Source organism: Candidatus Seribacter sulfatis (assembly GCF_964187635.1).
Classification (GTDB): Bacteria; Verrucomicrobiota; Verrucomicrobiia; order Opitutales; family Seribacteraceae; genus Seribacter; species Seribacter sulfatis.
In genome coordinates, this window is record NZ_CAXLMO010000107.1 from 21,587 (window position 1) to 31,058 (window position 9,472).

Annotated in this window: 8 protein-coding genes; 3 read left to right on the forward strand and 5 right to left on the reverse strand. The window is 39.2% G+C overall.

The features are described 5' to 3' along the window. Positions 1 to 14: 14 nt before the first annotated feature. Entirely contained in the window at positions 15 to 1,487 is a 1,473-nt protein-coding gene (locus tag ACKPQ5_RS09930; protein ID WP_407678951.1) for a tetratricopeptide repeat protein, read from the reverse strand. Positions 1,488 to 1,530: 43 nt separating this feature from the next. Here ACKPQ5_RS09930 and ACKPQ5_RS09935 point away from each other — a divergent pair, with 43 nt between their 5' ends. Further along, positions 1,531 to 2,592: a hypothetical protein gene (locus tag ACKPQ5_RS09935; RefSeq protein WP_407678952.1), complete on the forward strand. Its 1,062-nt coding sequence runs from the start codon at positions 1,531 to 1,533 to the stop codon at positions 2,590 to 2,592. A 53-nt stretch (positions 2,593 to 2,645) separates the two neighbouring features. Next, positions 2,646 to 3,875, forward strand: coding sequence for an outer membrane protein assembly factor BamB family protein (locus tag ACKPQ5_RS09940; RefSeq protein WP_407678953.1), 1,230 nt, complete (start codon positions 2,646 to 2,648; stop codon positions 3,873 to 3,875). A 113-nt stretch (positions 3,876 to 3,988) separates the two neighbouring features. Here ACKPQ5_RS09940 and ACKPQ5_RS09945 read toward each other — a convergent pair whose 3' ends face one another. After that, entirely contained in the window at positions 3,989 to 5,428 is a 1,440-nt protein-coding gene (locus ACKPQ5_RS09945) for a sulfatase-like hydrolase/transferase (protein WP_407678954.1), read from the reverse strand. Positions 5,429 to 5,589: 161 nt separating this feature from the next. Then, entirely contained in the window at positions 5,590 to 6,255 is a 666-nt protein-coding gene (locus tag ACKPQ5_RS09950) for a hypothetical protein (RefSeq protein WP_407678955.1), read from the reverse strand. A gap of 97 nt (positions 6,256 to 6,352) precedes the next feature. Between ACKPQ5_RS09950 and ACKPQ5_RS09955 the strand changes: the two genes are divergently transcribed. Further along, positions 6,353 to 6,625 (forward strand): acylphosphatase, encoded by a 273-nt coding sequence (locus tag ACKPQ5_RS09955; protein WP_407678956.1) that lies wholly within the window; start codon positions 6,353 to 6,355, stop codon positions 6,623 to 6,625. Here the strand turns inward: ACKPQ5_RS09955 and ACKPQ5_RS09960 are convergent. Continuing rightward, the gene (locus ACKPQ5_RS09960) at positions 6,622 to 7,761 is read right to left on the reverse strand and encodes a prenyltransferase/squalene oxidase repeat-containing protein (protein ID WP_407678957.1); all 1,140 of its coding nucleotides are present in this window, start codon (positions 7,759 to 7,761) and stop codon (positions 6,622 to 6,624) included. The genes ACKPQ5_RS09955 and ACKPQ5_RS09960 overlap by 4 nt on opposite strands. Positions 7,762 to 7,798: 37 nt before the next feature. Continuing rightward, the gene (locus ACKPQ5_RS09965) at positions 7,799 to 9,313 is read right to left on the reverse strand and encodes an efflux RND transporter periplasmic adaptor subunit (RefSeq protein ID WP_407678958.1); all 1,515 of its coding nucleotides are present in this window, start codon (positions 9,311 to 9,313) and stop codon (positions 7,799 to 7,801) included. Between the last annotated feature and the right edge of the window lie 159 nt (positions 9,314 to 9,472).

Below are 9,472 nucleotides of genomic sequence, written 5' to 3' on the forward strand. Positions count from 1 at the left end.
TCAAATAAATTCTATTACAGATTTTGTATTTTGATTAATTCCATTTCAGATTGATAATATAAGGGGCTTCCTTTTGGGACAATAGTGAGTAATTTTCTATATAATATTCCCGCGGTAACAGGCATGCGATTTACAATATGGTAACGCCTTGCTAATTGCCACAGAATTTCACCGGAATCCGGGAATCGTTCATGAGTTTTTTCCAACTCTACAAGATATCGGTTTGAAGAGAGAGTTTCTCGAGCGATATTAAGGTAATCCATACGAGTTTTTAAATCATTTGGATTATGACGAATTGCTTCAAGAATTGTCATCTCTGCTTCGCGAATTTCTCCCAGTTGAAAATGTGCTTGTGAGGTTAACCGCCATGCCTCTGAGTCCTTACTGTTCAATTTTATTGAATCTCTCGCATGAATTAACGCCTCAGAATAATTTCCGGAGAGAAAAGAACTCCAACCCAATTCAAGTGGACTCGGTTTTATAAGCTGTGTGTTCTCTATTGAAAAAGCTTCAGCTAAAGTGGTTTGTGGTCCAATGTTTTCATCACTAATTTCTTCCACTTCATTATTTTTTTCTTCGATGTACGATGAATCAGAAAGGGGAGGGGATAGCTTCGGTCCAGATGAAATGACCGCGGGTATTACTTTTTTAGGTTCACTCAAAAGTTCTTGGGCTAATTCGCTAATCGACAAGTTCTGAACTACGACCTCTCTTTTACCAAATTCAGCGAGCCTTCTTCTAATGATCAATGAACTGTAGTCTTCACTTCGAGCATCATTATTCAATTCACTAGGATAAGATTTTTCAATTGCGAGTATCAGTGCTTCCGCTGCACTTTCATCCCCAATTAGAAATTTTACCCGAAGTAATCCTAGTAGAGGGAGTACACTTGGTTTAGTTTCTCTTTGAATAGATTCACGAAACCAATACTCGGCTTTTACATAGATTTTTTTCTTGGTATATAGGTTGGCAACTAGTAAGCAGTCGGTTGGAGAGGCTATTGAACTTGCTTTTTCGAATGCGTTTAATGCCTCTGTTTCGTTTCCGCTTGTAATTAATGTCTGAGCATACTTATTCCAGGCTTTTAAATCTTCAGGGAATGCAGATAAGTATTGTTTTAAGCGTTCTTGTGCAGAATCTGAATCACCGGCAAGTTGATAAATTTCCGCACATTCGAGTAATAAATTTTTATCTGCACCTGCGGAGATGGCTTGTTCGATTCGAAATGCTGCTAATGGGTATTGGCCACTATCTGCGAGTGCTCGGCTGAGTTGGATTAAAATAGCGGGCGAGTCGGGAAAGTTTTCATTGTGTTTTCTCAGTAGTAGGACTGCTTCTTCTGGTTTGTTTTCTACTCTTTTCTGAATCGCATCCGATAAGTCTGGCTTAACAGGCGGAGTTACTACCTGAGTTTCAGGTTCGTTGGATTGTGGTTCTTCAGTACAACTAAAAATGATCAGTGAGATTGACCCTGAGGCAACCATCATTAAGCATGTTTTAATAAAGTGCATGAATTATTTTTTTCAAAGGATGGTGAAACGTCAAGCAAGCGTCTCTTTTTTTTTAATTAGTTTCGTCTGCCTGCGAGTAGTGGTTGAAGGCGAGGTGAAATTCCCTGCACCCCCCTTCAATAGTATTAAAGTAGATTCCATTGATACTAGATCAATGGATATATTTCGAGCACAAAGCATGAAGGGAAAGTATTTAAGTTCATTACGAAAATTAATTTCAGCAGCAGAGAATCGCGGTGGTCCCCGTCTAAGACCTTCTACGATTTCCAATATTGCAATCAAAATTAAAACAAAGCATGCCCCTGGACTTCAAGTTTCTTCTTTGTTAGTTGATGCATTATTGAATATTTTATCTAAACGGGGGTATCAAAAAGATCAGATATTTCTTGTGGATCGTGATGAATTATCTCTTGCAAGAGCGGGATTTAGTTCACCTCGCAAGATAGATAATCTTTATAACGGGTACCAAGTTGTATCTTCGCGTAATCAAAATTACTTCAACCCGATTTGGCTACATGATAGCCCTATGCCACCCACAATTCATGACCGGGCGAGATTTTTTCTTCAATATCCCCAAGACAGATTAATGCGTATAGCGGAAGAAAGGAAAAGCTATCTTCCCAGCATCCTTTTTCTCAACGATGTATTTTGGATTAATTTATCGGTTGCAATGGATCATTTGAGCCTTGGGATCGAGGGTGCATCGGCAAACATGACCACGGGTGCAATTTCAAATTACCAAAGGTTCTTAAATAAACCAACTTTAGCACCAGCAACTGTCGCCGAAATTTTAGCAATTCCTGAACTTTGGGAAAATCGACTTTATTCGATAATGGACCTCAGTCACTATCAATTTGCAAATGCAGGCCAATTTGACGCCGAGTTTTTAGGTAGGGAATCAACTCTTTTACTGAGTGAAAATCCTCTTTCTGTCGATCGGGCAGCGTTAAGCGTTTTAAATATGCAAAGAAAAGAGCTTGGATTTATTGAAAGAAAAGCAAATGAGCTATTACTTTTTCAATACGCAAAAGAACTTGGATTAGGAGATGCCCTGAAAGCTGAAACTTATGATGTTCAATAAAGTTTTAATGTAGCGGACCGGTTGCACTTATTATGTTTTTTATTTTTGTATTAATGGGCTCTTTTTTATTGGTTTCAATTCCCCAATTAATGGCAGAGAATTGGAGTAATTGGCTGGGTCCAAACTATAACGGTTCATCCGAAAACAATACCATTTCTTTACCCCCTGAAGGAAAAGAGTTTGAAATGAAATGGAAAATTTCAGTTGGTTCAGGATGGTCGACTCCAATAATACATGCGAGATCTGTTTACTTTCATGACCGAGTTGGGGAGAATGAAATCGTACATCGTTTGAATATTGATACCGGAGCACAAATTTGGCAGCACAGTTACTTTTCTGGCTACCAAGATAGTTTCGGTATGGGGAATGGACCACGTTCAACACCATCGATAAATAGTGGCTTGATAGTAACGCATGGTGCTCAGGGAATCATTTATGGGATAGATATTACAACGGGGAAACCAATTTGGGTACGTGATCTAAAGAAGGACTTTCAATCACCAAAAGGTTTCTTTGGGAGATGCTCATCGCCTCTGGTGGTAGGCGATCGAGTCATTTTTGATGTTGGTGGAAATACAGTTGGAGTCGTAGCTTTTTCTTTAACAAGTGGAAAAACATTATGGTCCAGTAAACCATACGGAAATGATTATTCCTCCTCTCTCCCTTTCTTTGTAAACGGGAAATCATTTTCTCTTTCTTTTATGAGGAAAGGCTTCCTGGCGATGGATATTAATGCCGGCACTGAGGAATTTTTTACTCCATTTCGTTCCCCAATAAATGCCTCAGTAAATGCAACATCGCCCTTAATTATAGGGAATCGGGTGTTTCTTTCATCCTGTTACGATCTGGGTGCAGGGCTTTGGCAATATCAGGAAGAAAATAAAAATGAAAAACCGCAATTCAAAAAGTTATGGCATAAAAAAGGGATAATGGATTGTCACTATTCCACTCCGGTGGCGTTAGGAGAATATATTTATGGATTCCATGGCAGGCAGGAAAGAAGTCCGGTGATCAGATGCATTCGGTTAGAGGACGGCGAAATTATGTGGCAAGCACCTTCAATAGGTGCAGGGAACTTGATCCGAGTCCGCGATAAAATAGTAGTCTTATTGGAAAGCGGTGAATTAGTAATTTTAAATGCATCATCAAAAAGCTGTGATATTTTGTTTCGTCAACAAATTTTGGGTTCTGAGTCCAGAGCCCATTTTTCTTTCGCTGATGGTTTCCTTTTTGCCCGCGATAAAAGGCGGCTTATTTGCCTACAGTTAAATAAAACTAATTAATTATTCTTTAAAAATTTACTAAAAGTAAAAAAATCGCCCGCACTAGTAACTAACCGATCTATCTATAAATTGTGAAAAGTTGCTGTATTATTAGTTCTATCAAAAACGAGCTCTTATTGGGATGCAATAAGTGGAAATGACTTAGGCAGATCAAGGGAATCCCCCATTTTCTTTTGTAATTTCACTAATTGTGGAAAAAGTTTTTTGATTAGTGCCTTTCCTTTTTGTGTGGGTGCAAGGTCTTTCTTTTCCTCAGGGTCTTTGGCAATATCATAAACTCGAAGCAAGGGTACATTGGGATAAGCGAGTAGTTTGATGTTATTTTTAGTAATGGAGCGTTGAACATTCAAATAGGCACCGTAAATTTCTTTGTAGGGAGACTTTTTAGTCTTCCCGAGGGCAAGAGGTAAGATGTCATTAAATTCCACATGTTTGGGCTTTTCAATTCCTGCTAGGGCCAAGCTGGTTGCCATTACATCTTGTAAATATATCGGGGATTCAATTCGCTTTCCTTTTGGAATCGCAGGTCCTTGAATAATAAATGGGACACGAGTGCTGTGCTCATAAAGATTTTGTTTCCCCAGCAATCCATGATGCCCAACTCCTAATCCGTGATCTGCGGAGTAAAAGATATAGGTGTTGTCTGCCATGCCAGATTTTTCTAATGAATCTAGGATTCGTCCAATTTGGAGATCCATGTGGGTAATGATTGCGTAATATTCCTGCCGATTGACTTGAATGGCATGTTTGGTTCTAGGCATGGGAGCGAGCTTTTCATCCCGTAGTCCATGAGGGCACCCGATTTTATCTTTATAGGGATACATGGGGAGAAAATTGGAGGGAACCTTGATTCGGTTTAGGGGATATTTATCAATGAATTCTTTGGGTGCCTGTCGTGGATCATGGGGAGCGTTAAAGGCAATATAGGCAAAGAAAGGATTTTTATTTGCATGCTTTTTAGCTTCTGACAAGTAGTCAATCGCATCATCCGCCACAATTTCACTCCAGTGCTTTCCACCCTTCCAAAAACCATCGAATTTCCGATCATAGGGACTCCATTGGTCTGGTTTTCCAGGCAATGGTCTGTTGTATCCCTCGGGAGTTTGATTCGGCATGCCTCCTCGCACATTTCTAGTGATATCAAAGCATTTTTCGGCGCTTGCTTGGACATGCCATTTCCCTGTCATGTAGGTTTTGTACCCGGCACTCTTCATGTTTTCGGACCAGAACCTTCCATCTGCCCGTTCAGTTTCGGCTTGATTTGATGCCTTTTGAGCACGCCAGATAAATCGTCCAGTATTTAACATCGCTCTGCTTGCTAAGCAAACCGCTCCACTCCATGACCCCATGTTGTACGCCCGTGTGAAACTAGTCCCCGAATTCATCAAACGGTCGAGGTGAGGGGTCTCGATATCAGTTAACCCCAAACCGCCAATTGTTTCATAGCATTGATCATCGGCAAAAATAAACAATATATTTGGTTTCTTTGCATTCAAATTAGAGAGGAATGAAATGGTAACAATCCAAAGTATTAAATTATTTAAATTTATCATGGTCTTATACTTTGCATCATTGAAATTCTTGGCAATATCGAACTATCCGCTATTGGAATATTAAAATGATACCAAAGTTAACTATATAAATGGAGTGGATTAAGTATTAAAATAAAAAAGCTCGTTCAAAAACGAGCTCTTTAAAAGGGATGCTTTAAGAATTACTTCCTACAATCATGCATCACTCGTAGCCAAATTTCGCGCAGATCATGCAGTCTCATATTAGATTCCGACTGATAAGTTTCAAAAACAGAATCTGATTGATGAGTGAATAGTCTGTTCAAACGAAGAGATTCATTTAATGCGGCATGTGCTTTTTTTAAATGACAAACCGCGAGCAGGAAATCTCCTAAGTCTAAGCAATTAGAAGCAAGTACAGAATGCCTTTCACCCTCTGAGAGACTTGCACAATAACTCCATGACAAATGAGAAGAAGATTTTTCTCGATTATTTCTCATGTAATGTTCCCAAGCAGTCCTAAGGTATGCGTATAGTCCGGTTGCTGAAATGTAGATTGGGTGCCTATGAATTGTGTAAGGTTCCATTTTACTGAGTTCCTCCATTTCAACCGGGCGTATTTGTTTAATCATTTCCTCGTCTAACTCTTCATCTAAGGAAGACCAATCATCACGATGCCAACCCATAATTGCTGCCGTTGCATCAATACGGTCTTCTTTGCCAGATACCTTATTGTAAGCACTTATGAATTTGGATACTTCTTTATCTGCATTGCGTAAGAATTTTTGCCAATCTGCTTCATTCCATGCAACATCACCACTATCATCCCATTCGCCATCTTGATTGTTTTCAAATTCGTATTGGCTCATAAAATTTTTGCGTTTAGTTGTAAAAAGGAATGATGTACACATATTTCCACCCTCCTGTGGTGAGGTCAAATAGTTTCTTGTAGAACTTTTTAATCAAATGTCCCGTATACAAGTAATTTATTCTGGAAAAGTTCAAGGAGTTGGATTCCGATGGAAGGTTTTACAAATTTCAAAGAAATATGCTGTTTCGGGATATGTTCAGAATTTAAATAATGGCAAGGTTAAGTTATTAGTGGAAGGGAAAGATAGTCAGGTTGGCAAGATGGTAGAAGAGGTCGGTACTGAATTAAGGAATTATTGGTACTCACTGGAACGAGAGACTAAATTGGGCGAACCTCATTTCAAAGATTTCTCTATCAAAGAATATTAAGGAAGGCAGCGTTTAAGACTAATTAAAGCCATCGCTGTACCGTATTGTTGGTGGTAGTTATAAAAAGGGAAGTCCCACCACGAACCGTCTTTTTCCTGCAGTGGAATTAGGATTTGTGAAAGTTTGCTTTGATAATCAGCCTGTTGATTAATAGGAAGCTTTTCAATACAGAGGGAGGCGTATAAATGGCCGTAGTAAAAGAAGTATCCTGCAACTGCGAACCAGGATTCATGAGGTATCGGTCTTTTTCGTGCCATGTCTAACCATCCGTTTCTATTCACGAGACGGTCTAGGCATATTTTATGAACTTTTGCGGTGACAGTTTTATCGCCCCAAACCTGAAGTGCTAAGTTACAGGCATGGGATCGTCCCAGGCTTCCTGCCGGTCGGTTGATTCCTCTTCTAGGTTTGTTCTTTAAGTATTCACCATAGAGGTAACTGTGATCAGGCAGGCGCTGCCTGCGGATTGCGTCCAATGCCTTTTGTACCATTTTGGGGGGAACTGTAATACCGATCTCTTCTGCTTCCTTCAATCCCACCAATGCGGTGGCGTTGACAAAGGAGATAGAGGATCCAGAAGGCTGCTTGGTTTGGGCGTTAAAGTCATAGTACCCCCATCCGCCATCAATAGACTCATATTTTTGAAGCATTGAAATTTGTTGCCTTATTAACCCCCTGATTTTTTTAATCTCTTCTTTATCAGTAGAAGATTCATACAATCTAACCAGTGCCTGAATACCGTAAGCGTGTGACCACACATTATATATTGCCATAGGAGTGGCCCGACGAAGATTACCCAGATTTTCAAGCAGATATTCTTTGCCCCTAGTAATAGTATCTTGGAAAGCCAAGTTATCTTTTTGGACATCAAGCAGAGCAGAGATGGAGAGGGCAGTGACTGCCAATCGAAAGGCTTGATGAGCTCCCGGAATAGGAGCATAAATATTTAATCCCTTGGTTTGTTGAGCTGTACCCCATGAACCGTCTTCATTTTGGTTTTGAAGGAGAAACTGGGAACCCTCAGAAATTGCATCCCTGAGCGCTTGTTCATTCTGGTAAGTCGAGTTTTGATCACTTGAATGCAGCCAGGAGATGCAGATGCAACACAACAGAAGCAATTGCAAAAAAAAAGTCATTTGAAACTTCCGTTGATTTTAAGAAAGGAATCGACGCCTAAGCGTCTGGTTTTTCTTTTAAAATTTTCGTATTTAATTGAATACCCTTCACTATTTCGATTCGCTCCCCTGAAGTTTTGCCAGTTTTTACAATTTTTTTCACCGGTTTCCCTTTGGAGGAAAGAAGATAGACATACCTGATTTCCGGATCGTGCTCTTCCTTAAAAACTGAAGCCTTCGGCACTGTGATGGCGTTCTCGTTTTGGTAAGTGATTATTTTAAAAATGCAGGATGAACCGGGAAGCGGAGGCTTTTCTCCGTCGGGAGTTGTAAAGTTAACCACAGCATCATAGCTTTTCGGTTCGATTGGGAACTTTTTGATTTCTTGAATGTTGGCGTTCAATTTCTGATCGGGATTGGTGCCGGGAATTAATCTACCATTTTTTACTCCAGAAAGTTCGAGAAGATTTTTCTCGGGTATTTTAATTCTTGCCTGAATATTTTGACCGGGGCAGATGGTAATAAATTCTTCGTACTGTTTTAAAAGACCACCTTTTTTTAATTTTGCCTCGAACAGTTTGGTTCCCGACCACTTTCCCCGATCGAATGTCCCAACAAATAAGGTCCCTGCTGTAGGTGACAGGGCTTTTAATGTGAGTAAATCTTTCTCTATTTTTACTTTATTTTCAGATAAAATTCTTTTTTCTTCTTCGACCTTTTTTATCTCTAGGTTTTTTTTCCTCAACTCTGCCGGTTTAATGATTCGATTTGCATTGTAGGAAAGAATTTTCTTTTCGAAGGAGTATTGCTTTTCAGACTCTGATTGAGGAATTTCGAGCTTTAAAGTTTTATCCTTTCTAATTTTAGCACCTTCGAGTGAAAACTTCATCCGGTTTACATCATTCTGGGTACGTTGAAGGATGATCTCTTCGGTTTCTTCAGTCAAATCATCCGCTTCATACATTTTCCTTAGTTGAGTCAACTCCTCCATTACATAGGATAAATTCTCTTCATATTTTTTAAGGTCATAAGCGGCGGATTTTTTTTCATAAGGGAGTTCGATTTTTTTATACCGGTTGAATTCGTCCCGATTGTATTGTTCCAAGCGCTTCATCTTATCCAGTTCGATTTTGTTGATCTTTTCGTCCCTCCTCAATTCAGAAGCAAGAATTTTGTGATTTAAATTGAGGATTGAAAGTTCGTGATTCATCTCACTCAATTTTTTTTGAATTTTTTCCAAATCAATTCCCAGAATGCTTTTTCCTTCTAGGATAGCACTCCCGTGGAGAGGTGGGGCGAGAACTTTTATTTCAGACCATGAAATTGTATCAATGCTGAATGGAACGGCATCGACATCCTCAAAATATCCCTCCAATGAAAGGGTGACCCGAATTTCTTTCTGAACTGCCTCAATTGTTTTGTATTCTTTTTTCTTACCGTCGTAATTCTTCTCGGCTTTGTAAACCGTTTCATTCGAATCATCCTTTTTTTCAGAAGCCCACATGTCTATTCGAGCAAATAAAAATAGACTTAGTATAAGGCACAAAATAGTCATTGGGGTAGTAATTTTCATAACATTTAATTTCTTTGTATAATTTTAATATTTTCAAGCGTATTCGAATGTATTCATTTTTTTTTAATGACAAGAGAGCAATATATTTACCCTCTTGATACCGTTTAATTAACTTTTAATAATCCTTGTTGTCTCATTTGTTACTTCTCGCATCATAAG